This window comes from Streptomyces sp. P9-2B-2, assembly GCF_030406865.1.
GTDB lineage: Bacteria > Actinomycetota > Actinomycetes > Streptomycetales > Streptomycetaceae > Streptomyces > Streptomyces platensis.
On the sequence record NZ_CP129126.1, the window covers coordinates 3352995 to 3377905 of the forward strand.

The 24911-nt window shown below is 72.9% G+C and carries 23 protein-coding genes, 1 tRNA gene and 1 pseudogene; 15 read left to right on the plus strand and 10 right to left on the minus strand.

The window, feature by feature from the left end; genetic code table 11:
• Nucleotides 1-2: 2 nt before the first annotated feature.
• Both QT196_RS14555 and QT196_RS14560 read left to right on the plus strand, forming a co-directional pair.
• The gene (locus tag QT196_RS14555) at nucleotides 3-1064 is read left to right on the plus strand and encodes a family 2 encapsulin nanocompartment cargo protein terpene cyclase (RefSeq protein ID WP_290355036.1); all 1062 of its coding nucleotides are present in this window, start codon (nucleotides 3-5) and stop codon (nucleotides 1062-1064) included.
• Between the two features lie 32 nt (nucleotides 1065-1096).
• Nucleotides 1097-1972, plus strand: coding sequence for a geranyl diphosphate 2-C-methyltransferase (locus tag QT196_RS14560; RefSeq protein ID WP_168479223.1), 876 nt, complete (start codon nucleotides 1097-1099; stop codon nucleotides 1970-1972).
• Nucleotides 1973-2021: 49 nt separating this feature from the next.
• Here the strand turns inward: QT196_RS14560 and QT196_RS14565 are convergent, their stop codons facing one another.
• Nucleotides 2022-3626 carry a beta-N-acetylhexosaminidase gene (locus QT196_RS14565; protein ID WP_168479224.1) on the minus strand — a complete coding sequence of 535 codons (1605 nt, stop codon included), beginning with the start codon at nucleotides 3624-3626 and terminating at the stop codon, nucleotides 2022-2024.
• Between the two features lie 189 nt (nucleotides 3627-3815).
• On the opposite strand from QT196_RS14565, the gene QT196_RS14570 reads away from it, so the two are divergent.
• On the plus strand, nucleotides 3816-4106 hold the full coding sequence (locus QT196_RS14570) for a hypothetical protein (protein ID WP_168479225.1): 291 nt from the start codon (nucleotides 3816-3818) through the stop codon (nucleotides 4104-4106).
• A gap of 66 nt (nucleotides 4107-4172) precedes the next feature.
• On the plus strand, nucleotides 4173-6002 hold the full coding sequence (glmS, locus tag QT196_RS14575) for a glutamine--fructose-6-phosphate transaminase (isomerizing) (RefSeq protein ID WP_168479226.1): 1830 nt from the start codon (nucleotides 4173-4175) through the stop codon (nucleotides 6000-6002).
• 357 nt (nucleotides 6003-6359) lie between these two features.
• Here the strand turns inward: glmS and QT196_RS14580 are convergent, their stop codons facing one another.
• Nucleotides 6360-6881: a universal stress protein gene (locus QT196_RS14580; RefSeq protein ID WP_093646379.1), complete on the minus strand. Its 522-nt coding sequence runs from the start codon at nucleotides 6879-6881 to the stop codon at nucleotides 6360-6362.
• Between the two features lie 398 nt (nucleotides 6882-7279).
• Between QT196_RS14580 and QT196_RS14585 the strand changes: the two genes are divergently transcribed.
• The 4 genes from QT196_RS14585 (at nucleotide 7280) to QT196_RS14600 (ending at nucleotide 10043) form a co-directional block, all read left to right on the plus strand.
• The gene (locus QT196_RS14585; protein ID WP_168483749.1) at nucleotides 7280-7531 is read left to right on the plus strand and encodes a hypothetical protein; all 252 of its coding nucleotides are present in this window, start codon (nucleotides 7280-7282) and stop codon (nucleotides 7529-7531) included.
• A gap of 370 nt (nucleotides 7532-7901) precedes the next feature.
• Complete coding sequence (locus tag QT196_RS14590) at nucleotides 7902-9182, plus strand: helix-turn-helix domain-containing protein (RefSeq protein ID WP_266731164.1); 1281 nt, start codon at nucleotides 7902-7904, stop codon at nucleotides 9180-9182.
• A 5-nt stretch (nucleotides 9183-9187) separates the two neighbouring features.
• A complete protein-coding gene (orn, locus tag QT196_RS14595; protein ID WP_085928481.1) occupies nucleotides 9188-9805 on the plus strand; it encodes an oligoribonuclease in 618 nt (205 codons plus the stop codon).
• Nucleotides 9806-9967: 162 nt separating this feature from the next.
• A tRNA-His gene (locus QT196_RS14600) sits at nucleotides 9968-10043 on the plus strand.
• 322 nt (nucleotides 10044-10365) lie between these two features.
• On the opposite strand, the pseudogene QT196_RS14605 reads toward QT196_RS14600, so the two are convergent.
• From QT196_RS14605 to QT196_RS14615, 3 genes and pseudogenes are all read right to left on the minus strand, one after another.
• Nucleotides 10366-11262: pseudogene (locus QT196_RS14605) on the minus strand (chitinase); the annotation flags it as partial.
• 347 nt (nucleotides 11263-11609) lie between these two features.
• The gene (locus tag QT196_RS14610) at nucleotides 11610-13043 is read right to left on the minus strand and encodes a HAMP domain-containing sensor histidine kinase (protein ID WP_290355037.1); all 1434 of its coding nucleotides are present in this window, start codon (nucleotides 13041-13043) and stop codon (nucleotides 11610-11612) included.
• A complete protein-coding gene (locus QT196_RS14615; protein ID WP_168479228.1) occupies nucleotides 13040-13726 on the minus strand; it encodes a response regulator transcription factor in 687 nt (228 codons plus the stop codon). Before QT196_RS14615 ends, QT196_RS14610 begins: the two co-directional genes overlap by 4 nt.
• 120 nt (nucleotides 13727-13846) lie before the next feature.
• Between QT196_RS14615 and QT196_RS14620 the strand changes: the two genes are divergently transcribed.
• Entirely contained in the window at nucleotides 13847-14401 is a 555-nt protein-coding gene (locus tag QT196_RS14620; RefSeq protein ID WP_290355038.1) for a hypothetical protein, read from the plus strand.
• Nucleotides 14402-14425: 24 nt separating this feature from the next.
• Here QT196_RS14620 and QT196_RS14625 read toward each other — a convergent pair whose 3' ends face one another.
• Together QT196_RS14625 and QT196_RS14630 are read right to left on the minus strand one after the other, a co-directional pair.
• Nucleotides 14426-15286, minus strand: coding sequence for a fused MFS/spermidine synthase (locus QT196_RS14625; protein ID WP_168479230.1), 861 nt, complete (start codon nucleotides 15284-15286; stop codon nucleotides 14426-14428).
• A 187-nt stretch (nucleotides 15287-15473) separates the two neighbouring features.
• Nucleotides 15474-15791: a chaplin gene (locus QT196_RS14630; protein ID WP_168479231.1), complete on the minus strand. Its 318-nt coding sequence runs from the start codon at nucleotides 15789-15791 to the stop codon at nucleotides 15474-15476.
• Nucleotides 15792-16036: 245 nt separating this feature from the next.
• Here QT196_RS14630 and QT196_RS14635 point away from each other — a divergent pair, with 245 nt between their 5' ends.
• Nucleotides 16037-17122: a hypothetical protein gene (locus QT196_RS14635; RefSeq protein ID WP_290355039.1), complete on the plus strand. Its 1086-nt coding sequence runs from the start codon at nucleotides 16037-16039 to the stop codon at nucleotides 17120-17122.
• Between the two features lie 41 nt (nucleotides 17123-17163).
• On the opposite strand, the gene QT196_RS39380 is transcribed toward QT196_RS14635, so the two are convergent.
• Nucleotides 17164-17442: a hypothetical protein gene (locus tag QT196_RS39380; RefSeq protein ID WP_356948471.1), complete on the minus strand. Its 279-nt coding sequence runs from the start codon at nucleotides 17440-17442 to the stop codon at nucleotides 17164-17166.
• On the opposite strand from QT196_RS39380, the gene QT196_RS14640 reads away from it, so the two are divergent.
• The 4 genes from QT196_RS14640 to QT196_RS14655 all read left to right on the plus strand — a co-directional run bounded on the left by QT196_RS14640 (nucleotide 17434) and on the right by QT196_RS14655 (nucleotide 21759).
• Nucleotides 17434-18669: an exopolysaccharide biosynthesis polyprenyl glycosylphosphotransferase gene (locus QT196_RS14640; protein ID WP_356948501.1), complete on the plus strand. Its 1236-nt coding sequence runs from the start codon at nucleotides 17434-17436 to the stop codon at nucleotides 18667-18669. The two genes, QT196_RS39380 and QT196_RS14640, sit on opposite strands and share 9 nt — an antisense overlap.
• The gene (locus tag QT196_RS14645) at nucleotides 18666-18857 is read left to right on the plus strand and encodes a hypothetical protein (protein ID WP_168479233.1); all 192 of its coding nucleotides are present in this window, start codon (nucleotides 18666-18668) and stop codon (nucleotides 18855-18857) included. Before QT196_RS14640 ends, QT196_RS14645 begins: the two co-directional genes overlap by 4 nt.
• On the plus strand, nucleotides 18854-20128 hold the full coding sequence (locus tag QT196_RS14650; protein WP_266731178.1) for a glycosyltransferase: 1275 nt from the start codon (nucleotides 18854-18856) through the stop codon (nucleotides 20126-20128). The genes QT196_RS14645 and QT196_RS14650 overlap by 4 nt, the downstream gene beginning before the upstream one ends.
• A 377-nt stretch (nucleotides 20129-20505) precedes the next feature.
• Nucleotides 20506-21759 (plus strand): NAD(P)-binding domain-containing protein, encoded by a 1254-nt coding sequence (locus tag QT196_RS14655; RefSeq protein ID WP_290355040.1) that lies wholly within the window; start codon nucleotides 20506-20508, stop codon nucleotides 21757-21759.
• Nucleotides 21760-21917: 158 nt separating this feature from the next.
• Here QT196_RS14655 and QT196_RS14660 read toward each other — a convergent pair whose 3' ends face one another.
• Complete coding sequence (locus QT196_RS14660) at nucleotides 21918-22385, minus strand: hypothetical protein (protein WP_168479236.1); 468 nt, start codon at nucleotides 22383-22385, stop codon at nucleotides 21918-21920.
• A 245-nt stretch (nucleotides 22386-22630) separates the two neighbouring features.
• Between QT196_RS14660 and QT196_RS14665 the strand changes: the two genes are divergently transcribed.
• A complete protein-coding gene (locus QT196_RS14665) occupies nucleotides 22631-24073 on the plus strand; it encodes a tetratricopeptide repeat protein (protein WP_290355041.1) in 1443 nt (480 codons plus the stop codon).
• A 69-nt stretch (nucleotides 24074-24142) separates the two neighbouring features.
• Here QT196_RS14665 and QT196_RS14670 read toward each other — a convergent pair whose 3' ends face one another.
• Nucleotides 24143-24736 carry a histidine phosphatase family protein gene (locus QT196_RS14670; protein ID WP_168479238.1) on the minus strand — a complete coding sequence of 198 codons (594 nt, stop codon included), beginning with the start codon at nucleotides 24734-24736 and terminating at the stop codon, nucleotides 24143-24145.
• Nucleotides 24737-24911 lie beyond the last annotated feature (175 nt).

Here is a 24911-nt window from a genome sequence, read left to right on the forward strand (position 1 = left end):
CCATGAGCACCCCCCCGAACACCGCCGCCACGTGGTCGATGCCCGGCCCGCCGAACCTCGCCCGCACTCTGCGGACCCGCCGCCCCGGAGGCGCCGTCCCCGGGCTGCGGTTCCGGCCCGCCGCCCCCGCCGACCCGGAGAAGGCCGCGGAGATCGACCGCAGGCTGGAGGCCTGGGCCCGCCGGCTGGACCTGTTCCCCGCGCAGTGGACCGGGGACTTCACGGAGTTCCAGTTCGGCCGGGCGGTCGTCCTCCAGCATCCCGGCGCCGCCGACCTCGAACGCCTCACCGCCGCGGGCAAGCTGCTGCTGGCCGAGAACATCGTCGACAACTGCTACTGCGAGGAGGACGAGGGCAAGGGCGGCGCGCACCGCGGCCTGGGCGGCCGCCTGATCATGGCCCAGTCGGCCCTCGATCCGCTGCACGCCACCCCCGAGCTGGAGGAGGAGTGGCGCCACGGTGTGCAGGCCGACGGGCCGCTGCGCTCGTACCACTGGGCGCTGAAGGACTACGCGGCGCTCGCCACCCCCAGCCAGACCGACCGGTTCGTCCAGGACATCGCCCGGCTGCACCTCGGCTATCTCGCCGAGGCCGCCTGGGCGGAGACCCGGCATGCGCCGCGGGTCTGGGAGTACCTCGTCATGCGGCAGTTCAACAACTTCCGCCCCTGTCTGTCCATCGTCGACGCGGTGGACGGCTACGAACTGCCCGAGGCGCTCTACGCCCGCCCCGAGGTCCAGCGGGTCACCGCTCTGGCGTGCAACGCCACGACCATCGTCAACGACCTGTACTCCTTCACCAGGGAGCTGGCGAGTGACCCGCACCATCTGAACCTGCCGCAAGTGGTGGCCGCGAACGACCAACGCGGCCTGAAGGACGCCTACTTGAAGAGCGTCGAGATCCACAACCAGGTCATGGCGGCGTTCGAGACGGAGTCGGCCCCGCTGTCGGCCACCTCGCCCCTCCTCGAACGCTACGTCCGGAGCCTCGCCGACTGGGTGTCCGGCAACCACGAGTGGCACGCCACCAACACCGACCGCTACCAGCTGCCCAACTACTGGTAGACCGATCCGCGCACCAGAGCAAGGAGCCACCGTTGACCATCGCTCACGCCGACACCGCCCGCACCCCGGTGCCGACCCAGTCCACGTACCAGTCCCGGGTCGCGGACTACTGGAACGCCGAGGAAAACCCGGTCAACCTCGAACTCGGCAAGATCGACGACCTGTACCACCATCACTACGGCATCGGGGACGCCGACCGGTCGGTGCTGAACGAGCCGGACCCCGGCCGGCGCCGGGACCGGGTCACCGGTGAACTGCACCGCCTGGAACACGCCCAGGCCGAGCTGCTCGCCTCCCACCTGGGCGACGTCTCCCCCACCGACCGCGTCTTCGACGCCGGGTGCGGCCGCGGCGGCGGCAGCGTGGTCGCGAATCTGCGCTACGGCTGCCACACCGACGGCGCCACCATCTCCGCCAAGCAGGCCGATTTCGCCAACGCGCAGGCCCGCAAGCGCGGTGTCGACGACAAGGTGCGCTACCACCACCGCAATATGCTCGACACCGGCTTCACCACCGGCGCGTACGCGGCGTCCTGGAACAACGAGTCGAGCATGTACGTCGAGCTGGACCTGCTGTTCGCCGAGCACGCCCGGCTGCTGCGGCGCGGTGGCCGCTATGTGGTGATCACCGGCTGCTACAACGACGCCTACGGGCGCGCCTCCCGCGAGGTGTCCCTCATCAACGCCCACTACATCTGCGATATCCACCCGCGGTCGGCATACTTCCGCGCCATGGCCCGCAACCGGCTGGTCCCCGTGCACGTCGAGGACCTGACGGCGGCCGCGCTCCCGTACTGGGAACTGCGCCGGGAGGCCGACCACCTGGTCACGGGGATCGAGGACACCTTCCTGACCGCGTACCGCAACGGCAGCTTCCAGTACCTGATGATCGCCGCCGACCGGGTATGAGAACTCCGCGGTCCGTGCCGGGCGTCCCACGACGCCCGGCACGGCCGTGTCAGCGCGCCGGCCAGGGCACCTCCGGCGCGCGGTAGTAGTTGATGCCCAGCGCGTCCCAGCGCGGCCCCTGGGCGGCCAGCCGGACCTTGTAGTCGTCCCAGTCATGGGTGCTCGCCGGGGACCAGCCCAGCTCGGCGATGCCGGGCAGCCGCGGGAAGGCCATGTACTCGATGTGCGCGGAGGTGGAGAGCGTCTCGGACCACAGGGGCGCCTCCACGCCGAGGACGGAGCCCGCGGGCGCGCCGTCGAGGTAGCGGCCCGGGTCCCAGTCGTAGGAGCGCCTGACGTCCACATAGCCCGCCCAGGACAGGCCCAGCGGTGTGTCCTTGTCGTACTTCATGTCGAGGTAGGCACGGTCGGCGGGCGAGAGGATCAGCCGGGTGCCGTTCCGGGCGGCGTCGGCGACCTGCTGCCGCTCCGCCGCGCCGGTCTTGTCGTAGCCCCAGTACTGCGCGACGGCGCCCTTGGCCGGGTGCGCCCCGGTCAGCTGGTGCCAGCCGACCACGGTCTTGCCGTATTTGGCGACCACCGGCTGCACCTTGTCCATGAAGGCCACATAGTCCGCATGGCTGGTGGAGTGCGCCTCGTCGCCCCCGATGTGCAGGGAGCGGCCGGGTGTCAGGGCCGCGAGCTCGCGGATGACGTCGTCCACGAAGTCGTAGGTCTCCTGCTTGGGCACGCACAGGGAGCTGAAGCCGACCTGGGTGCCGGTATAGAGCGGCGGTGCCTGGCCGTTGCAGTTGAGCGGGGCGTAGGAGGCCAGCGCGGCGTTGGTGTGGCCCGGCATGTCGATCTCCGGGACGACGGTCAGATAGCGGGCCGCGGCGTAGCGGACGATCTCGCGGTAGTCGTCCTTGGTGTAGTAGCCGCCGCGTCCGCCGCCGACCTGGGTGGAGCCGCCGTAGGTCGCCAGGCGCGGCCAGGACTTGATGGCGATCCGCCAGCCCTGGTCGTCCGAGAGATGCAGATGCAGCTTGTTGATCTTGTACATGGCGAGCTGGTCGATGTACCGCTTGACCTGCGCCACGGTGAAGAAGTGCCGGGAGACATCGAGCATCGCGCCCCGGTAGCCGTAGCGCGGGGAGTCGGCGATGGTGCCCCCGGCGATCCGCCAGGGCCCGCGCCGGGCCCGCTGCTGCTCCAGGTCGGCGGGCAGCAGCTGGCGCAGGGTCTGCACGCCGTGGAAGAGCCCGGCGGGGCGGGCGGCGCTGAGGGTGACCGCACGGCCGTCGGAGGTCAGCCGGTAGCCCTCGGCGCCCAGCCCGCCGGTGCCGCTGCCGCCGAGCCGCAGGACGATGCCGTCCCGGCCGTCCTTGGTCGTGACGGGGAGGGCGAGGCCGGTGGCGGGCCGCAGCAGCCCCGCCAGATAGCCGGCGATCCGCTTGGCCTCCCCGGAGCCGCCGGGCACCCGGATCCGGGTGCGGTCACCGAGGGTGTACGCCTCCCCGCCGCCGCGTACGGACGCGGGCGCCGGGATCACCCGGTCCAGCGGGGTGGCGGCCCGGGGAGCGGCCCCGGCGGCGCCCTGCGGCGGTACGGCGGCGGTCCCCAGCCCCGCCGCCGCGACCAGCAGCAGCGAGAACAGCAGTCTGCGTCGTCTCATCGACGGTCCCTTCGGCGAACCTCGTGCATGGCGTGGTGCATGGCATGGAGCGACCGAACGGTGACCATGCGTACCGTGAGCCTCGATTCCGGTCAAGGTTCAGACCACTTTCGAGCCCCCAAATCGGGGACGTGCCCGATAGCGGGCAGATTTCTTGCCATTCCCCGCGCCGCCCCGCAGTATCTACGGGTGCTCGAACGCCGTCACCGCAGCGCTGAAGCGCCGCACGAAGACCTGGTCGACCACCTGGTGCGCAGCACACCGCTTCAGCGCGGTGAGGCCGCCCGGGTGGTGCTGGACGTGCTCGCGTACTTCGACGAGACCACGGAGGAATTCGTCCGCCGCCGCCATCGGGAGCTCCAGTCCCAGGGACTGCGCAACGAGGCGATCTTCGAACGGATCGGCCACGAGATGCCGCACCGCGCCGTGGCCCCGCCGGAGCTCTCGCCCCGCCAGCTGCGCCGCATCGTCTACGGCTGACGGCCACGCCCGGGACGCCGGGCAGCACGCACCATTGCCACAACGCTTTACTGGGAGGGTCACTGTATGTGCGGGATCGTTGGATACATCGGCAAACGTGATGTCGCCCCGCTGCTCCTCGAGGGCCTTCAGCGCCTGGAGTACCGGGGTTACGACTCCGCGGGCATCGCCATCCACGCCAAGGGCACCGGCAAGGCCACGGGCGGCCTGAAGACCGCCAAGGCCAAGGGCCGGGTCCGTGAGCTGGAGTCCCGGCTGCCCAAGCGCTTCGCGGGCTCCACCGGCATCGCGCACACCCGCTGGGCCACCCACGGCGCGCCGACCGACGAGAACGCCCACCCGCACCGGGACACCGAGGGCAAGGTCGCGGTCGTCCACAACGGCATCATCGACAACGCCTCCGACCTGCGCGCCCGGCTGACCGCCGACGGCGTCGTCTTCGCTTCCGAGACCGACACCGAGGTGCTGGCCCACCTCATCGGCCGCTCCACGGCCGAGAAGCTGGAGGAGCGGGTCCGCGAGGCGCTGCGGCACATCGAGGGCACCTACGGCATCGCCGTGCTGCACGCCGACTTCCCCGACCGCATCGTGGTGGCCCGCAACGGCTCCCCGGTCGTCCTCGGCATCGGCGAGCACGAGATGTTCGTCTCCTCCGACGTCGCCGCGCTGGTCTCGCACACCCGCCAGGTCGTCACCCTCGACGACGGCGAGATGGCCACCCTCAAGGCCGACGACTACCGCACGTACACCACCGAGGGCTCGCGGACCACGTCCGCTCCGGAGACCGTCGAGTACGCGGCCGAGTCGTACGACCTGGGCGGCCACGACACGTACATGCACAAGGAGATCTCCGAGCAGGCGGACGCGGTGGACCGCGCGCTGCGCGGCCGGATCGACGACCGTTTCTCCACGGTGCACCTCGGCGGCCTGAACCTCGACGCCCGTGAGGCGCGCGGGGTGCGCCGGGTGAAGATCCTGGGCTGCGGCACCTCGTACCACGCGGGCCAGATCGGCGCGCAGATGATCGAGGAGCTGGCCCGTATCCCCTCGGATGCCGAGCCGGCCTCCGAGTTCCGCTACCGCAACCCGGTCGTGGACCCCGACACGCTGTACGTGGCGGTCTCCCAGTCCGGCGAGACCTACGACGTGCTGGCGGCCGTCCAGGAGCTCAAGCGCAAGGGCGCCCGGGTCCTGGGCCTGGTGAACGTGGTCGGCTCGGCGATCGCCCGGGAGACCGACGGCGGCATCTACGTGCACGCCGGCCCCGAGGTCTGCGTGGTCTCCACCAAGTGCTTCACCAACATGGTGGTGTCCTTCGCGCTGCTCGCCCTGCACCTGGGCCGGATCCGTGACCTGTCGGTCGCGGACGGCAAGCGGATCATCGAGGGCCTGCGCAAGCTGCCCGCGCAGATCGACGAGATCCTCAAGGGCGAGGAGGACATCAAGAAGCTGTCCGCCGCCTACGCGGACGCCAAGTCGATGATGTTCATCGGCCGGGTGCGCGGCTACCCCGTGGCCCGTGAGGCCTCCCTGAAGCTCAAGGAGGTCTCCTACATCCACGCCGAGGCCTACCCGGCCTCCGAGCTCAAGCACGGCCCGCTGGCCCTCATCGAGCCCGCGATGCCGACCGTGGCGATCGTCCCGGACGACGACCTGCTGGAGAAGAACCGCGCCGCGCTGGAGGAGATCAAGGCCCGCAGCGGCCGCATCCTGGCCGTCGCGCACCAGGAGCAGGAGAAGGCCGACCACACCATCGTCGTGCCGAAGAACGAGCCCGAGCTGGACCCGATCCTGATGGGCATCCCGCTCCAACTGCTCGCCTACCACACGGCCTTGGCCCTGGGCCGCGACATCGACAAGCCGCGCAACCTGGCGAAGTCCGTCACGGTGGAGTAACCCGCCCAGGCGGCTCCGCGCGTGCCACCAGCGCGCGGAGCCGCCGCCTCCCCTTCGCCGGCGTCGCCCATACGCCGGCGGGATGCCACCGCCCCGGGAGCCGTCACCTCCCGGCCGGCAGCACGAAATTGCCGTGCGCGCGGCCGCCGGGCCCGTGATGCGGCGCGCCCACGTGACGTTTTCCTACCCCTCGCGGACGCCCGATTCACCTTGCCGCGGCAGCGGAAGTGCGGCTGCGCACAATCCTCATGCCGCCCCCGCACCTGTGTGCATGACGGGGAGAAAGATCGCGTGAAGAGGCGGCGCAGCACGGGGAGTTGAGCGCCCACCACGGGACGGGGCCGCACCGAGGGTGCGTCAGGGAATCACGATCACCGGGCGCTGTGCCCGGCGGGCCAGCCGGCCGGCCACCGAGCCGAAGATCCGGCCGACGATGCCGTGCGTGGAGCCGACCACGATCGCGTCGGCCTCGTACTCCCGGCCGACCTCCTCCAGCTCGTGGCAGATGTCCCCGCCGCGCTCGACGAGGATCCAGGGCACCTCGGTGAGGTGATCCGCGCAGGCCAGCTCCAGGCCGAGCACTTCGGTGCGGTGATCCGGCACGTCCACGAAGACGGGGGGCTCACAGCCCGCCCAGACGGTCGTCGGCAGCCGGTTGGCCACATGGACGATGATCAAACCGGAGCCCAGGCGCCGGGCCATACCGATTGCATACGCCAACGCGCGCTCGCTCGACATGGAGCCGTCGAAGCCGACCACGACGCCGTGCCGGAAGGCGGGGTCGCAGGAGTGGCGTGTCTTTTCCGCCGCTTCGAGGTCCGCCAGGGGATCGGCGACCTGCTTGCGGTCCGCGGGTTCGGGGATTTCGTGACCGGCCATTGGTGTCTCGGCGAGGACGTCCTCTTGCGGAGGGGCGAACGGGGAACGGCGATTGACTTGATCCGGCAGTTGACTGAGCTGACTCGCCCGAAGTGCGGGAGCCATAGTTCAAAGAGGAACGATACGACTGGGAATCATCTTCCCAACCCGATACCCCAAGAGTACGGCGCCACTCCCCCGCTGCCCAGAGCCCGCCACGGACGCGCAGCGCCCGTGCGAGGTGAGTGGGGCCTCGAACGTTCCCCGGAGCATGCCGGAGCGTGGCGCGGATGGCAATGCCCCGGCCTGCCCCCGTACGTACCCCTCGCGGTGACCCATGATCGTCGGCCGCGTTGTAGTAGCAGCCCGTCCGAGGGGAGTGCGCGGTGCCGTTGCCGTCCGACAGATCACCCGACCCAGTGACCGATGTGGTGCGCTGGGGCGCGTTCAGCTGCGCCCTGGTGCCCTTCGTCCTGATCTTCAGCGGCGCCTCCTGGGCCGGTGCGGCCGGTGCCGCCGCCGGTCTGGCCGCGGTGACCTGCGCCTGTCGCGCGCTGTTGCGGCATTCCGAACGGACCGCCGCCCGGGTCCGCGTGCGCGAGGTCGGACGGCACCGGGACAGAAACGGACGTTCAGGGACAACAGTGCACGGGGGCGGTCGGCACTCCTAAGGGCGTACGCCGGTCGATTGAGGCGCCTGCAAGTCTGCGCGCGACCGTTTTCAGCCAACTTCCGGCCGAGGTCCACACCTTGCCCGTGGCACCCCTCAACCCTGGTGTGAGCAGGGAGGAAAGGACCGCTGGGCATGGTTGTGCCCTACTGCGAACGGGCAGAGCCGAGACGCGTACTTCCCATGTAGGCCCGACGAGTGGAACGCTTCGTGATCGAATGCTTCGCGCCAAGTTGCCATATCGACATACCAGCGGGTGGTGAACTTGGCACTCCATCCTCACGGAACACAGTAGATTCGATCTTGGTAGCAATGGCGGGGGAACTGTGCAGGACCGAGAGGGCGAGACGACCGAGGGGGGCTTAAGTGCCATGAGCCAGGACTCCGCTGCCGTACCAGATGCCGCACGCAAGCTCGCCGCCCGACGACGCCGCGAAATAGTCGCGGTGCTCCTCTTCAGCGGCGGCCCCATTTTCGAGAGCTCCATTCCGCTCTCGGTCTTCGGCATCGACCGACAGGACGCAGGCGTTCCGCGGTACCGGCTGCTTGTGTGCGCGGGCGAAGATGCGCCTTTGCGCACGACCGGGGGGCTCGAACTATCCGCCCCCTACGGGCTGGAGGCGATCTCCCGTGCCGGGACGGTCGTCGTACCGGCCTGGCGATCCATCACCCAGGCCCCGCCGCCCGCCGCGCTCGACGCGCTGCGCCGCGCGCATGAAGAAGGGGCCAGAATCGTCGGGCTGTGCACGGGGGCGTTCGTCCTCGCCGCGGCCGGACTGCTCGACGGCCGCCCGGCCACCACTCACTGGATGTACGCACCGACGCTCGCCAAGCGTTACCCGTCCGTCCATGTGGATCCCCGCGAGCTCTTCGTCGACGACGGCGATGTGCTCACGTCCGCGGGAACGGCGGCCGGTATCGACCTGTGTCTGCACATCGTGCGCACCGACCACGGCGCGGACGCCGCGAACGCGCTGGCCCGCCGGCTCGTCGTGCCGCCCCGCCGGACCGCGTCCGACATGGGGCACCAGCGCTACCTGGACAGGTCATTACCTGAAGAGATCGGCGCCGACCCGCTCGCCGAGGTCGTCGCCTGGGCGCTGGAGCATCTCCACGAGCAGTTCGACGTGGAGACGCTGGCCGCGCGTGCGTACATGAGCCGGCGCACCTTCGACCGGCGCTTCCGCTCGCTGACCGGCAGCGCCCCGCTCCAGTGGCTGATCACCCAGCGGGTGCTCCAGGCCCAGCGGCTGCTGGAGACCTCCGACTATTCGGTGGACGAGGTCGCCGGGCGCTGCGGCTTCCGCTCGCCGGTCGCCCTGCGCGGCCACTTCCGGCGGCAGCTGGGCGCCTCGCCCGCGGCCTACCGTGCGGCCTACCGCGCGCGCCGGCCGCAGAACGGGGGACCCGAGCCCGCGCTCAGACCGGAGCGTGCCGAGCGGCCGGAGCGGGAGCGGGCGATGCTCGGCGCGGGCAGCGGGGAGCGGTACGCCGCCGCCGCGCTGGCCGGCCACGGGCTGGCGACCGCGGAAGCGGCCGAAGCGGGCAAACCGCAGTCGGACGTCTACGCCTCCCGGCTGCCGGAATCCCCGGTCGGCCGGGGTCCGGGCCGCCCCGTGCTGCCCGGACAGCGGGAGCGCCCCGTAGGGTGAGATGTATGAACGATCGCATGGTGTGGATCGACTGCGAGATGACCGGACTCTCGCTGGCGAATGACGCGCTCATCGAGGTGGCCGCCCTGGTCACCGACTCGGAGCTGAATGTGCTGGGCGACGGGGTGGATGTGGTGATCCGCCCTCCGGCCGAGGCGCTCGGCACCATGCCGGAGGTGGTGCGCCAGATGCACACCGCCTCCGGGCTGCTGGAGGAGCTCGACAGCGGTACGACGCTGGAGGCGGCGGAGGCGCAGGTGCTTGCGTACATCAAGCAGCATGTGCCGGACCCGGGGAAGGCGCCGCTGTGCGGCAATTCCGTGGGCACCGACCGTGGCTTCCTGCTGCGCGACATGCCGACGCTGGAGAGCTACCTCCACTACCGGATCGTCGATGTCTCGTCCGTGAAGGAACTGGCCCGGCGCTGGTTCCCGCGGGCCTACTTCAACAGTCCGGACAAAAACGGCAACCACCGGGCGCTGGCGGACATCCGTGAATCCATCGCGGAACTGCGCTACTACCGGGAGGCGGTCTTCGTGCCGCAGCCCGGCCCCGACTCGGACACCGCGAAGGCCATCGCCGCCAAGCACGTCCTTCCCGCTGAGCCGCAGTCCACGCCGTAGCGAGCCACAGGGCGCGTGTCGTGCGGGTGCCCACGGGTCCACCGTGACCCGCACGACACGCCCTCGGGCCCGGGATACAAAACCTGGGCGCGAGCACCCCTCCGGACCCTGTACACTTTTCCTCAGCCGGTGGGGAAAAAGAACCACACAGCACCGGTCATGGTGGGTATAGCTCAGCTGGTAGAGCACCTGGTTGTGGTCCAGGAAGTCGCGGGTTCAAGTCCCGTTACTCACCCCACTTCAAGGCCCCCGACCTCAGGTCGGGGGCCTTGGCGTTTGTCCGGTGCCGGCCGGCCGCCCATATAAGGGGCCGGGGGCCGGGGGCCGGGGGCCGGGGCCGGGGCGAGGATGGTGCCGGTGATCGCACTCGGGCGCTGAGGGCTCGCGATGATCTTCACGAGGTTGCCGAGAGTGCCGCCTGCCTCACGCGGCCGATCGTGCGCATGACAGCCCCGAGGGCGCGCCGTAGGGAGAAGACGGCGGGGCGCAGCGGGTAGGGGGAGCCCGCTGCGCCCCGGCCTGGGGACGGACGGTCCGTGGGGGCGGACCGCCGGTGGGGGTCAGCCCTTGTACGCGCCGAAGGCCCTGGTGAAGTCCAGCGGCTTCTGCTCGATGGAACTACAGGTCGGCTGCGCGGTGTTGCCGGTGCCGCCGGGGCAGGCCTGGTCCCGGGTCGAGGACCACATCGACAGCCAGGCCAGGTGCTTGGTCCGGGCGAACTTCACCAGCTGGGTGGCGTCGCCGCGGCGGAAGACCTCGTTCTGGACGTCGTTGACGCCGATCATCGGGGTCACGGCCACGGTCTTCCAGGCGGCCGCGTCGCTCAGGCCGAGGGCCTTCTTGAGCTGGCCCTGGGTGGCGGTGGCGGCCTGGGTGGCGTAGGTGCCCATGTCGCCGCTGTAGGCGGGGCCGTAGTCCATCGCCATGACGTTGACGGCGGAGATCTTGACGCCGTTCTTCTTGGCGTCGGCGAGCAGGTTCACCCCGTCCTGGGTCAGGCCCTCGGGCATGACCGGCAGGGTGAAGGAGACGTCGAGGCCGGGGTGCTTCTTCTGGAGCCGGTTGATGGCCTGGGCGCGGCGGGTGTTGGCGGCGGTGTCCGGCAGGGCGCCGCCCTCGATGTCGAAGTCGGCCTTGGTGAGCTTGAACCGGTCGATGACCTTGCCGTAGGCGGCGGCCAGCTCGCCCGTGGAGCCGCAGGCCACTCCGAGCTCGGAGCCGTTGGCGCCGCCGAAGGAGACCCGGACGTCGCCGCCGGCCGCGCGCAGCGCCGGGATCTGCCGGGCCACCGCGTCGTCGCCCAGCTCGCCGGAGCCGCCCCACTTCGGCACACAGCCGCCGCCGGAGGTGACGAAGGCCAGGGTGAAGGTCTTCACGCCGGTCTTCTTGGCGGTGCCGACCAGGTCGTAGGCGGGGCTGAGCGAGGTGTCGACGTACGGGGCGAAGCCGGCCGCCGCCTTCGCGGTGGGGCCGCCCGTCCGCGGTGCCTTGGCGGCCAGGGCGGAACCGGCGACGGCGAAGGCGCCGCCGGCCGCGACCGCGGCGGCCGCACCGGTCACGATCAGCTTGGTGGTGCGGCTCTTGCGCCGGCGGTGTACCGAGGAAGTCATCTCGTGCCTGCCTGTCGTCACATGAGGGGGGAGGGAGTGCACCGTGGTGCGTCCCGCACGCTAGCGACAGCGAAACGGACAAATGCCGGGAATGGACCGGCAGTTGGTGGAATTATGGCGGCCTTAAGGCAGCGGAAGGGGGTGGTTAAGAGCCCCTGGCACATGCCCGGCGGGGCGCCCGGCCGGTGCCCCGCTCAGGTCCCGGTGCGCGCGCCCCGGCGCCTCCGGGTGTGGAGCGTGCGGCGCAGCCGGTGGGCGCGCCGTCCGCCGTGCGGGGCGCGCCCGCCGTCCAGGGCCAGCCAGACGCGTACCTCGGTACCGCCGAGCACCGAGCGGCCGATGCGGACATCGCCACCGGTGGACTCGGCCAGCCGGCGCACGATGTCCAGCCCGAGGCCGGTCGAGCCTCCCCCAGCTACCGCTGGGCGGTGCCCCCAACCGCCCCCGCCCGACCAGCCGCGGCGCAGTGCGGCGTCCGGGTCGGCGATGCCCGGCCCGGCGTCCGAGACCAGCACGATCACCGCCTCCTCCGCGTTGTGGACGTCGACCGCGAACGCGGTGCCCTCGGGGGTGTGCCGGAAGACGTTGCCGAGCATCGCGTCCAGGGCGGCGGCGAGGTCGGGGCGGGCGACGGGGAGGCGTACGGGGCGGTCCGCGCCGGCGATGCGTACGGTGCGGCCCTCGTCCTCGGCGAGCGCCGACCAGAACGCCATCCGCTCGTGGATCACCTCGGCGGCGTCACAGCCGGCCGCGGCGGCCGCCTGCTGGGTCTGGGCCTTCTGCTCGCGGGCGGTGCGGATGATCTGGTCGACCTCGCGCTCCAGCTGCTCGACGGCGGACCGGGTCTGCTCGGCGGCCGGGGAGTCGCCGAGCGAGGCGGCGTTGAGCCGCAGCACGGTCAGCGGGGTGCGCAGCCGGTGCGAGAGGTCGGCGGCCAGCTCCCGTTCGTTGGCGAGCAGTTGGACGACCTGATCGGCCATGGCGTTGAACGCGCTGGCCGCGGACCGCAGTTCCTTGGGGCCGTCCTCCAGGACGCGGACGCCGAGCCTGCCCTTGCCGAGGTCGTGGGCGGCTCCGGCCAGCCGTTCGGCGGGCCGCACCATGCGGGTGCCCAGCCGGTCGGCGACCGCGACCGAGCCGATGACCAGCGCCAGGCCGACACCGGCCAGCACCAGCCAGGAGGTGGCGACGCCCCTGGTCAGCGCCTCGTCGGGGACGAACACCTCGACGACGGCGATACCGGCGGCGACCGCGGTCGGCTGGAGGAGCGAGGAGCCGCCGGAGACCGGTGAGATGGACGCCCGGCCCAGCTTGGCGGCGGCCGCCACATCGGCATGCGGGGCGCGCCGGGAGCCGATCTCGGCGGGCCGGCCGTTCTTGCCGCTCGCCGGGACGTGGACGCCGATCCGGCCGCCGGAGCCGGTCTCGGCGCTGGCGACGGCGCGCTCCAGCTGGGTGCGGTCGGTGGTGATGGCGAGGACCGGGCCGATGGTGGCGGCCTGCCGCTCGGCATTGGAGTAGGCGCGGTCGCGGGCCAGTTCCTTGACGACCAGCCCGAGGGGGACGGCGAAGGCGACCACGACCATCGCGGTGACCGCCAGCGCCACCTTGACCAGGGCCCATCTCACCGCGGCGGCTCCAGCTTCACCCCGACACCCCGCAGGGTGTGCAAGTAGCGGGGCCGCGCGGCGGTTTCACCCAGTTTGCGGCGCAGCCAGGACAGATGGACGTCGATGGTCTGGTCGTCGCCGTAGGACTGCTGCCAGACCTCGGCGAGGAGTTCCCTGCGGGGCACGACGACACCCGGCCGGCCGGCGAGGAAGGCCAGCAGGTCGAACTCCCTGCGGGTCAGGTCGAGGACGACGCCGTCCAGTTCGGCCTGCCGGCGCAGCGGGTCGATGGACAGGCCGCCGACCCGGATGACCCGTGAGGGCGGTTCCGCGCCGGTGGCCCGGGAGCGGCGCAGCACGGCCGCCATCCGGGCCGAGAGATGCTCGACGGAGAACGGCTTGGTGAGGTAGTCGTCGGCGCCGTCGTTCAACAGCCGGACGATATCGGCCTCGTCGTCCCGGGCTGTGGCGATGATCACTGGTACGTCGGTGATGCCACGAAGCATCTTGAGCGCCTCGCCCCCGTCCAGATCGGGCAGCCCGAGGTCGAGGATGACGACGTCGAAGCCGACGTGTGCCACCTCGCGCAGCGCCTCCAGAGCGGTACCGACACTGCGTACCGTGTGGGAGGCCTCGGTCAGATGCCGGATGAGGGCCGAGCGTACGAACTGGTCGTCCTCGACCACGAGCACACTTGCCATGGGCGGCACCGTACGCCATTCGAGGGCGGGTCCCGGCCCGTTGTTGACAGCGGAGCGATCCGGTCCACGGTGCCGGGGGCGGGCTGCGCACGGACGGCACGGTGGTGCACTATGAGCCCGATGCAACGAGGACTGGTTCACGCGGCGGCCTGGACGCTGGCGACCGGCGCCGCGGTCACCCTGTCGTGGTTCGGGGTGCACACCGTGCTGTCCGGTACGGCCTACGACGCGCCGCGCGCCCTGCCACTCACCGGCCAAGTGGCCTCGGAACGGCAGCCGGACGACGGCGCCACCCCACGGGTCTCCTCCACGCACCGCCCCAGACCGTCCTCCTCGCCCACCCGCGGTACGCCGCCCGGCGATTCCGCCACGCCGTCGCACTCCGGCTCCGCCCGCCCGCGGCACCCGGACAGCGGCCCGCCGGGCGGCACCGCCCCGGCCTCCGACGGCCAGGTCAAGAGCTACGCCACGGCGGGCGGCCGGGTGGTCCTCGACATGGACGAGCGGTCCGCCGAGCTGGTGTCGGCGACGCCGAACCCCGGCTGGGAGATGCAGGTGTGGAAGCAGGTGGGGTGGCTGCGGGTCGACTTCACCGGCGGCGGCTCCCATACGTCCGTGATCTGCACCTGGAACGGCCATCCGCCGACGGTGCAGACCAGCGATCAGGCGACCTGAGCCGAGTCGCGGGCCCGTAGGCCGTCAGTCGAAGACGTCGGCCGGCGGGGCGGGCGAGGCGGTGGCGGTGGCGTCGGTGACCGGGGCCGCGCCGGCGGTGAAGTCCAGCAGCGCGCGGCCGTGTTCGACCCGGCCGGACTGGGGATCGGTCGCCGCCCGCCGGGTCAGTTCGGCGACGGGCAGCTCCGCCTCGGCGGCCAGCAGCACGGCGTTGCCGAAGCGCTTGCCGCGCAGGACGGCCGGGTCGGCGGTCAGGCACAGCTCGGGGAAGACCGTGCGTACGGTGGCGATCTGGCCGCGCAGAAACCGCAGCGGCGGCCCGTCGGCGAGATTCGCCGCGTAGAACCCGCCGGGCCGCAGCGCCCGGTGGACCTCCGTCACGAATTCGGTGCTGGTCAGATGCGCGGGCGTACGGGCCCCGGCGAAGACATCGGCGATGATCAGGTCCGCCCAGCCGTCCGGGACCTTCGCGAGACCGGCGCGGGCGTCGCCGCCGCGCACCCGTATCCGCCAGCCGCTGTCCAGCGGAAGCTGTTGGCGGATGAGCTGGACCAGGGCCGTGTCGATCTCCACGACCTGCTGGGTGGACCGCGCGCGGGTCGCCGCGACATAGCGGGCCAGGGTCAGGGCGCCGCCGCCGAGATGGACGACGCGCAGCGGTTTCCCGGCCGGTCCGGCCAGATCGGCGATGTGCCCGAGCCGCCGCTGATAGGGGAAGTCCAGGTATGCCGGGTCGTCGAGGTCCACATGGGACTGGGGGGCGCCGTCGATCAGCAGCGTCCAGCCGCGTGGCCGGTCCCGGTCGGGCCGTAGCTCGGCATGCCCGCCGTCCACCGTTCCGGTGACGGGTTCCGGGCCGCCGCGCCCGCGTCTGCTCTTCGCCATGCCCTCCAGTATGGCCGCTGCCCGGGAGGCCGTATCCGCTGGTCAGCGCGATAGCGACGCCCGGGAGGCCCAGGGGCCGGGGGCGCGGAGCAGAGTGGCGGACCACCCACGACCGAGGTCAGGGCGATCCGCCAACTGCACTTCACGACCCGTGCCGGTCCGAGGTCCATCCGGACCGGCGGGCGGGTCACCTATTGAGGCAGACGTTTCCGAATGCCGGGTTCAGCAGCGCGGCAACGTTCACGCTGTTGCCGCAGATGTTGATCGGGATGTTGATCGGGACCTGGACATTGTTGCCGCTGAGAATGCCCGGGGAACCCGCCGCAAAGCCCGCCGCGTTGGCACCACTGCGGTGGTTGTACAGCCCGCGGTGGTCGTGACGGTTGAAGTGGTCGCCACGGCCGTGACGGCCGTGGTCCCCGTTTGCGGATGCGATGCCTGCGCCACCCAGAACCATGGCACAGCTGGCCGCAGTCATCGCGGCGGTCGTAACAAACCGCTTCATCCCATTCTCCTTTCAGTTCGCGAATGGGGCAACCGGTCACAACGAGCGAAATGAGGCAGGGATGCGGGCGTTCCCTCTTCCGGGAAATCCTTAGCCCTTCTGGCAGTAACAGCCGGACGGTGCGAACTCCCGCATTCCCCTGAATGGCCGCCACCGGCCGGGGCCCGGCGTGCCTGCCACGGTTTCCAACATGATTTCTGTCAGAGTGCTCTCCTGTTTGACTGATTGAAGTCGGAGAGGAATACATGCGGAAGTCGATGGACCGCACCGGGCGCGGCGTCGTATGCGCGCTGGCGTCCTTGGCATTGTCGGCCGCACTGTCTTCGGCAGTGGCCGCACCGGGCCCCGGGGAATCCGCACGAATTCCCTTCACCGAGCGCTATCACGTCACGCAGCACGGCAGTATCGCCCGCGCCGCCAACTCCTCGGTCACCTGCAAGACGGCGGCCGGCCGCACCGCGACCCCGTGTGCGGTGGCCCAGCAGGGCGGCGCCGGCCGCAACGGCCTCTACCGGATGGCCGCCATCGACGTCGACTCCGACGCCCGCACCGCCAACTCCAGCAGCGCCACCCTGCGCATCCCGGCCGGTTCCCGGGTGAGCTACGCCCGGCTGTACTGGGGCGGCAGCCTGCGCGGCGGCCCCCAGCAGCCCGCCGGGAACAACGGCCGGGTGCTGATCGCCGAGCCCGGCGGCCGGTACCGGCAGGTGGTCGCCGACACCCTGACCGGGCACCGCCCGCATTCCGCGGCCGAGGGATTCCAGGCGTCCGCGGATGTCACCCGACTGGTGCGCAGCAGCGGCGCCTATACCGTGGCGCAGATCAATATGGCGACGGGCCATTCCGCCACCGGTGTCTGGGGCGGCTGGACTTTGGTGGCCGCTTACGAGAACAAAAAGCAGCCGCTGCGCAGCATCGCGCTGTGGGACGGTTTCCAGGCGCTGGGCGCCGACCGCCCGGAGCTTTCGCTGCGGCTGCCCGGAGCGCGTATCCCGGCGAATTCACACGGCCTGGCCGGCGTGGTGGCATACAACGGCGACCGCGGCCGCGGAAATGACACGCTCTCCGTCCGGGCCGGCCGGCACACCGCGCAGACGGTGCGCGACGCCGCCAATCCGGCGACCGACGTGATGAATTCGACGGTCACCGATTTCGGCCGGACGGCGGTGCGGTGGCCCGCTTACCGCAACACCCTCGGATTTGATTCCGACGTATTCGACATCACCCCCGCGCTGCGGTTCGGCGGCGACCGGCTCACCTTCCGCTTCACCAGCCGCGACCCCGGATATCTGCTCGGCGCGCTCTTCGTCCAGACCGATACCCGGCGCTGAGCCCCGGAAATTCCCGCCGTGCCCGGAGAGCAGAGAGCGGATCAGCCGATGACGACGGAGAGCGCGGACGCGCACCGCGCCGCCCGGGTCCCGCCCCCGCCGGCGGTCCCCCGCGCGGCGGCCGCGGTCCGTCCGCCGCGCGGGCCGGGGCGGGGACCCTGCCCCCGCCCCGGCCCGGCCGCGGCGTACGGCGGCGGACCGTCGCCCCGCTGCTGGCGGCCGACACGCTGGCCACCGCCGCCACCGCCCTGCTCATCCTCGGCACCGCGGCCACACCGGCCGCACTCGCTCTCCTCCTCGCGGGACTGCTGCTGCTCCACGCCCACGCCGGTCTCTACCGCCCCGGCCCCGCCCCGCGGGCGCTGGCCGAACTGCCGACGCTGCTGGGCCGGTCCGCCGTCTGCTGGTGCGCGGCGGCCGCGGTGCTCGCCGCCGTACGCCCCGGGCAGGCGCTGCCGCCGCTCCTGCTGGCCGGTGCGGTGGCCGGGCACACCGCGCTGGTCTGCGGCGGCCGGGCCGCGGTCCACCGGGCCCGCCGCCGGGCCGCCCGCCGCCGGCCGCGCGCCACGCTGATCGTCGGCACCGACCCGGCGGCCCGGCAGCTCGCCGCCGTACTGCACGCCCGCCCGGAGTCCGGGCTGCGCCCGGTGGCGGTGGTCACCCCGCCGTCACTGCCGCCCGCCGCGCCCGCGGACGCGCTCACCCCGGCCGGACCGCTGCTGCCGCGGATCGGCGCCGCCGCCGACATCACCCGGGCCGTCATCCAGCACACCGTGCGGGACGTGGTGTTCACCCTGCCGCCGTACGGCGATCCGCACACCGCCGCGCTGCTGCGCCGCTTCATCGACCAGGGCTCGGCCGTCTGGCTGGCCGGTCCCGCGGCCGCCCACGAGGGCCGGACCCCGCATGCGGACACCGACCACCTCTGGGGCTTCGCCTGCCGGCGCCTGGAGACCGCCCCGCCCCGGCACGGCGGCCGGAGCAAGCGGCTGCTGGACCTCACGCTGGCCGCGTCGGCGCTGGTGCTCACCGCGCCCCTGCTGCTGGGCTGCGCCCTCGCCGTACGGCTCGCCGACGGGCCCGGCGTGCTCTTCCGGCAGGAACGGATCGGCCGCGGGGGCCGCACCTTCACCCTGCTGAAGTTCCGCACCTGGCACCCGGCCGACGCGCACGAGGCGGCGACGCGCTGGAGCCTGGCGGACGAGCGCCGGATGAGCCGGACCGGGCGGCTGCTGCGGCGCACCTCGCTGGACGAGCTGCCGCAGCTGTGGAACGTGCTGCGCGGCGAGATGAGCCTGGTCGGGCCGCGGCCGGAACGCCCCTTCTTCGTCGAGCAGTTCCTCGGCACCTGCCCCGGGTACGGCGCCCGGCACCGGATGCCGGCGGGCATGACCGGCCTGGCGCAGGTGCACGGGCTGCGCGGCGACACCTCCATCGAGGACCGGGCCCGCTTCGACAACCTCTACATCGACAGCTGGTCGCTGCGGCTGGACCTGCTGATCCTGCTGCGCACCGTGGCCTCGGTGGTGCGGCTGGAGGGCAGATGAGCGCGGGCGCGCCGTCGCCCCGCCCCGGCCGCACCGCCGCGGTGCCCGCCCTGCCCGGCAGCCCCCGGGGCGACCACGCCGGGGACCGGCCCGGCCCCCGTGACCGCGCCCGGCATCCGCTGCGGCGCCGGGCCCTGCCCCCCGACCGGACCACCACCCCGGCCGCTACCTCAGGAGGCATCCGGTGAAGGTTCTGCATGTGATCACAGACCTCGACGTGGGCGGCGCCGAACAGCAGCTGCGGCTGCTGCTGCGCCGGCTCCCCGTGCCCTGCGAGGTCCTCACCCTGACCAGTCCGGGCCCGGTCGCCGAGGGCATCCGGGCCGACGGCACCCCCGTCACCCACCTCGGGATGACCGGCAACCGGGACCTGACCGCCCTCCCCCGCCTCACCCGGCTGATCCGCGACGGCGGCTACGACCTGGTGCACACCCACCTCTACCGCGCCTGCGTCTACGGCCGGGTCGCCGCCCGGCTGGCCGGCGTACGGGCCGTGGTCGCCACCGAACACTCCCTGGGCGACGCGGTCATCGAGGGCCGCCGGCTGACCCGGGGCGTCCGCACGCTCTACCGGGCCACCGAACGGCTGGGGACGGCCACCGTCGCCGTCTCGGACACCGTCGCCGCCCGGCTGCGCCGCTGGGGCGTACCGGAGCAGCGGATCCATGTGGTGCCCAACGGCATCGAGGCACACCGCTTCGGCTTCGATCCGGCGGCGCGGGCCCTGGTGCGGACCCGTCTGGGGCTGCCGCTCGACGCCTTCGTGGTCGGCGGCGCCGGGCGGCTGGTACCCGGCAAACGGTTCGACGTACTGGTCCGGGCGGTCACCCAACTACCCGGTGTGCACCTGCTGTTGGCGGGTGCGGGACCGGAGCGGGACATGCTGCGGCGGATGGCGGAGCAGTTCGGCTCGGGCGACCGGATCCATCTGCTGGGCGAGCGCGACGGGGCGGTCGACGGGGCAGTCCCTGGGGCCGCCGCCGACGGCCCCGGGGGCTTCGGGCCGGACATCCCCGGCCTGCTCTCGGCCATCGACGTCTTCGTCTCGCCCTCCCCCGACGAGGCGTTCGGCCTGGCCGTCCTGGAGGCGCTCGCATCCGGCCTGCACGTCCTCTACGGCAGCTGCCCCGCCGTCGACGAACTCCCCGCCGACCAAGCCCCCGGCGCCCGCCACTTCGGCCTCAACGTCCATGAACTGGCCACCGCCCTACGGGAACTACGACGCCAGGGCCCGGGCCGGCTCCCGGTCCCGCCCGTGGTCCGGCGCTACGACATCACCCGCAGCGCCGAGGCCCTGCTGTCCGTATACGAGCAGGCCCTGGCCGACACCCCGGCCCGGCGCGGCAGCCCGACAGCGGTACCACCACGCCAAGGACGGGCGGCCGCGCTCCCTCCGGCGAGCGTGTCACTGCCGGATCCGGCCCGGTCGCCGGATCCGTCGCCGATCTCGAATCGGTAGGTGGGGGCGTTGGCGTGGGGTGGGGGGCTTGGTCCGGGGGGCGTTGCTACGGGCCGGGGCAGAGGCCCTCGGTCCGGGATCGGGGCGGCGGCCCTTGGCCCGGGGCGAGAACGGCGGCCCGAGGCCCTGGATCGGGGCGGGTTCGGCGACCCGGGATCGGGGCCTGCGTCAGCGGCCTCCGGCGCTCCCCCGCCCCTTCCCCTCTCCCCCTTCGGGGGAGAGGGCGGGGGGTGGGTTCGGGGGTGGGGGGAGCCGCACCACACAACGCGGGCAAGGGAAGCCGCCCCACCCACCGCGACGCCCGTAAACCGCCCCCGCCCCCCGAGGCCCACACCCACCTCCCCGCACCACCCAAAGAGAAAGCGCAGGGAACTTCCATGTACGACCTCGTCGTGGTGGGCGCCGGCCCCTACGGACTCTCGATCGCCGCGCACGCGGCGGCGGCCGGACTACGGCTGCGGGTCCTGGGCCGGCCGATGGCCTCGTGGCGCGCTCACATGCCCGACGGCATACTCCTCACGTCAGAGCCCTGGTCCACGGACCTCTCCACCCCGGCCGGCGGCCACACCCTGGCCGACTACTGCGCCGCCCACGAGCTGACCGCCGAGCACGGCGTCCCGCTGCCCCTCGGCACCTTCGCCGCGTACGGCAGCTGGTTCGGCGAACAGGCGGTGCCGCAGGTCGAGGAGGTCACCGTCACCGCCGTACGCCCGGACGGCGACGGCTTCCACGTCGAGACGGACACCGGTGAGCAGATCGCGGCCCGGACCGTGGTGCTCGCCGTCGGGGTGCTGCCGTTCGCCAACCGCCCCTGGCCACTGCTCGAACTCCCCCCGGAACTCGCCTCGCACAGCAGCGACCACCGCGATCTGCGCCGCTTCGCGGGCCAGGACGTCACCGTGATCGGCTCCGGGCAGTCCGCGCTGGAGACCGCGACGCTGCTGGCCGAACAGGGCGCCCGGCCCCGCCTCGTGGCCCGGGCCGACCAGCTGCGCTGGCACGCCCCACCGCCCCCACTGGAACGCGGACGGCTGCGGGCGCTGCGCGACCCGCACTCCGGGCTCGGCACCGGCTGGTCGAGCTGGCTGTGGTCGGAGCTGCCCGGGGCGGTGCGCCGGCTGCCCCCGGCGACCCGGGTGCATCTCGCGGAGCATGTACCGGGCCCGGCGGGCGCGTGGTGGCTGCGGGAGCGTTTCGAACCGGCGGTGCCGGTCCTGCTGGGCCACCGGATCCGGGCGGCGACGCCCCACGAGGACGGGGTGCGGCTCCAACTCACCCATACGGACGGCGGTTCCGAGACCGTCGACACCGATCACGTGGTGGCGGCCACCGGCTTCACCCCGGACCTCGGGCGGCTGCGGCTGCTGCACCCCCGGGTGCGCACCACCCTGCGGACGGTGGGCGGCAGCCGGGCGCCCGAACTGAGCGCCGGTTTCGAATCGTCCTGGCCCGGACTGTTCTTCGCGGGGCTGCTGTCCGCGCCGTCGTTCGGCCCGTCGACGCGCTTCGTGTACGGCGCGTCCTTCACCGCGGCGCGGTTGCTGCGCGGCGTACAGCGCCGCCTCGGCGACCGCCGCGGCGCCACCACCATCCCCCGCCCGGCACGGGACAGCACCCCGGCCGCGCACTAGCGGGCGCCCACCCGAAGTCCACCCGTCCGAAGCCCGCCCGCCCCGAGACCGCCCGTCCGCCGACCGGCCTCCTGGTGGCCACCCGCCCGAAGGGGCCGTCCGGCAGTGCCCGGGCGGCCCCTCTCGCGTACGGTCCGGCGACGGTTACCGGCAGCGGGTCACTGGCAGCGGTCGACGGCCTCGATCGTGCGGGCCGCCTCGCCGAGTGCCGCGCGCAGGACGGCCGGATCGGTGGCGGCGGCGCCCGCGCCCTCCGGCGGCACCAGCCAGCCGGTGCCGGTCACCGGCGGCTCCTCCGGGGCGCCTTCGTCGCACAGCGCGCCCAGGGCGATCCCCCGCCCGGAGGTCTGGGTGCAGGCACTGCCCGGCACGTCCCAGCCGTCCGCGGTGCCCGCCGGCACGAGGAAGCCGAGGGTGTCGCAGGCGCCGTCGTGCAGGACGGGGCCGACCCCGTCCCGCAGCCGGAGGATGTCGACGGCTTCCAGACCCTGCCGGGCGGGCACCGTGACGAGGTCACACGCCTGGGCCGGTACGGCCGGTGTCCCGGCCACGGCGGCCGGACCCCGCCCGCCGCCGGCCCGGCCCGCGGACCCCTTGCCGACCCTGCTCACGCCGGTCTCCCACACGGAGAACCCCTCCTCCTGCACGTACCCGACCCTTTACACCGACTTCAACGGCCGGACGTGTCAACAGCTACGGCGGCGTAACGCTGCAAAGGATGGCAGTTCATGGCAGATCGCGCGCGAGATATCCGATTTGTAGCCAAACTGTGCGTATCGGAGCCATCACAGCCGGTACGGTCAACCCGCCGCACCGCCAGGAGGCGGCAACGCCACCTGATGGCACGGAGAGGGCACGGAGAGGGTCCGCCATGGCGTCGCCAGCAGCTAGTTCAGCGTCGTCCCGCACCGTACCCGCCCGCCCGAACCTCGCTTTCCGACAGCTGCGCGGCCGGCTGTCACCGGGCGAGTTCGCGGCGGCGGTCCGACGGTCCGCCCGTGAGATCGGCGAACAGGTCTCGTGCGACGCCCGCTATGTGGGCCGCGTCGAGTCCGGGGAGATCCGGTGTCCGAACTACGCCTACGAGCGGGTGTTCCGGCACATGTTCCCCGGGCTGACGCTGCCCGACATGGGCTTCGCGCCGCGCGAGGCGGTACGCGGACGGGGGGCGCGTACGGCGGCGGTCGGCGCCGCGCCCCTGGCAACCGACCCCGACCACCGCGATACCCGTATCCAGATCTGCGAGGAGAGCGACGTGCTGCGTCGCGCGTTCATCACCGGCGGCCCGGCAGCAGCCCTGGGCTTCGCCGCCCTGCATCCCATCGAGGCCGCTGCCGCGTCCGCCCGTGTGCCGGGCCCGCGTGTGCCCGTCACCGGGCGGCCCGGCGCCGCCGAGGCCGCCGCCGTCGAGGAGGCCGTCCGCCACATCCGGCTGCTGGACGACCGGCACGGCGCGGAGGGCATCTACCGCCGCGCCACCCAGCCGCTGCGCGCCGCCTACGAGTTGCTGGACGCGGGCGTACAGCGCAGATCGGTCTCCGACCGGCTGCACGCCGGGGCGGGGGAACTCGCCATCACCGTGGGCTGGCTGGCGCATGACTCGGGCCGCTTCGGCGATGCCCGCTCGCACTACGCGGAGGCCCTGGCCACCGCCCGGGTCTGCGGTGATGCCGCCCTGGAGGCACACGCGTTCTGCAATACGGCCTTCCTCGCCCGCGACGCCGGCCGGCCGCGGGAGGCGGTGCGGGCCGCGCAGGCGGCGCAGCAGGCCGCCAAGCAGCTGGCCTCGCCGCGGCTGCTGTCGCTGCTGGCGCTGCGGGAGGCGGGCGGCTGGGCGGGGCTGGCCGACCGGGCCGGCTGTGAGCAGGCGCTGGCGCGGGCCGAGCGGCTGTTCGCGGGCGGGCCGCGGGACGGCGACCCGGAGTGGATGACGTTCTACGGGGAGGCCGAACTGGCGGGCCTGGAGGCGCAGTGCTGGTCGGCCCTGGGTGACGCGGGGCGCGCGGTGGAGCACGCGCGCCGGGCGGTGGGGCTTCAGGATTCCCATTTCACCCGCAATATCGCGCTGTTCACCGCGGAGCTCGCGGGCGATCTCGCGGACAGCGGTGAGCCCGAGGAGGCCGCGGCGGCCGGGGTCCGGGTGCTGTCCCTGCTGGAGGAGGTCCGTTCGGCCCGTATCCGGACGATGCTCGACGGCACGGCCGGGACGCTGTGGGCCTACCGGGACGGCGGTGTGGTCGCCGACTTCCTGGAGCGGCACGCGGCCTCGGCCGGGTCCGGTGGCGGGACGCCGGCCGGGGACTCCGCCGGCTGACGGCCCGCCGGACGTCCGACGGGCCGTCAGGCGACCGCGGTGCGCCGCCCCCTGCCGGGCGGCCGTCGTTCAGCCCAGATGTCCGGTGTCGTTCCAGCGCTCGATCGCCGGTTCCCCGTAGGCCCAGCCGAGCACCGACAGGGACGTCGGCTCCAGCCGGATCCGGGCGCCGAAGGAGATGTCCAGGCCCAGCCAGCGGGCGCCGAGGGTGCGCAGGATGTGGCCGTGCGCGAAGACCAGCACATCGCGGTCGGCGGACCGTGCCCAGCTGACGACCTCGTCCGCCCGCGCGGCCACCCCGGCGAGCGTCTCCCCCTCCGGCACCCCGTCGCGCCAGAGGAGCCAGTCCGGCCGGCCGGACTTGATCTCGGCCGGGGTCAGGCCCTCGTACGCGCCGTAGTCGACCTCCATCAGCGCGTCCCACGGCTGCGCCCGGTCACCGAATCCGGCCAGCTCACAGGTCTCCTTGGCGCGCACCAGGGGGCTGGTGCGGACCTCGACGTCCGGCAGGCCGTCCCAGGGGGCGCGGTGCAGCCGCTCACCCAGCAGCTCGGCGCCGCGCCGGCCCTCGTCCAGCAGCGGGACGTCCGTACGGCCGGTGTGCCTGCCGGTCAGGGACCACTCGGTCTGCCCGTGTCTGGCCAGGAATATGCGCGCTGCCATGGGTCGTACCTCTCGCCGATCGCTCGGCTGACTCGTTGCTCGGTGCGGGCGGCGGTGACCGCGGGCTTTCCATCATCGCGCATCAGGTCGATTTGTCCCTGGCCGGGGAGGCCGTCCCGCCCGGAGGCGGGCTCCCCGGGGCCCTGTCGGATACGGCGCAGGGGGCGGGGAGCGG

Excerpts from the sequence above, each read along its gene's own strand:
- QT196_RS14625 (WP_168479230.1), bottom strand. The coding sequence starts at position 15,286 with ATGGCGAAGAGCAGACGCGGGCGCGGCGGCCCGGAACCCGTCACCGGA.
- orn (WP_085928481.1), top strand. The coding sequence starts at position 9,188 with ATGAACGATCGCATGGTGTGGATCGACTGCGAGATGACCGGACTCTCG.
- QT196_RS14590 (WP_266731164.1), top strand. The coding sequence starts at position 7,902 with ATGAGCCAGGACTCCGCTGCCGTACCAGATGCCGCACGCAAGCTCGCC.
- QT196_RS14615 (WP_168479228.1), bottom strand. The coding sequence starts at position 13,726 with ATGGCAAGTGTGCTCGTGGTCGAGGACGACCAGTTCGTACGCTCGGCC.
- QT196_RS14555 (WP_290355036.1), top strand. The coding sequence starts at position 3 with ATGAGCACCCCCCCGAACACCGCCGCCACGTGGTCGATGCCCGGCCCG.
- QT196_RS14645 (WP_168479233.1), top strand. The coding sequence starts at position 18,666 with ATGAGCGCGGGCGCGCCGTCGCCCCGCCCCGGCCGCACCGCCGCGGTG.
- QT196_RS14630 (WP_168479231.1), bottom strand. The coding sequence starts at position 15,791 with ATGAAGCGGTTTGTTACGACCGCCGCGATGACTGCGGCCAGCTGTGCC.
- QT196_RS14670 (WP_168479238.1), bottom strand. The coding sequence starts at position 24,736 with ATGGCAGCGCGCATATTCCTGGCCAGACACGGGCAGACCGAGTGGTCC.
- QT196_RS14635 (WP_290355039.1), top strand. The coding sequence starts at position 16,037 with ATGCGGAAGTCGATGGACCGCACCGGGCGCGGCGTCGTATGCGCGCTG.
- QT196_RS14655 (WP_290355040.1), top strand. The coding sequence starts at position 20,506 with ATGTACGACCTCGTCGTGGTGGGCGCCGGCCCCTACGGACTCTCGATC.
- QT196_RS14620 (WP_290355038.1), top strand. The coding sequence starts at position 13,847 with ATGCAACGAGGACTGGTTCACGCGGCGGCCTGGACGCTGGCGACCGGC.
- QT196_RS14665 (WP_290355041.1), top strand. The coding sequence starts at position 22,631 with ATGGCGTCGCCAGCAGCTAGTTCAGCGTCGTCCCGCACCGTACCCGCC.
- QT196_RS14580 (WP_093646379.1), bottom strand. The coding sequence starts at position 6,881 with ATGGCCGGTCACGAAATCCCCGAACCCGCGGACCGCAAGCAGGTCGCC.
- QT196_RS14565 (WP_168479224.1), bottom strand. The coding sequence starts at position 3,626 with ATGAGACGACGCAGACTGCTGTTCTCGCTGCTGCTGGTCGCGGCGGCG.
- glmS (WP_168479226.1), top strand. The coding sequence starts at position 4,173 with ATGTGCGGGATCGTTGGATACATCGGCAAACGTGATGTCGCCCCGCTG.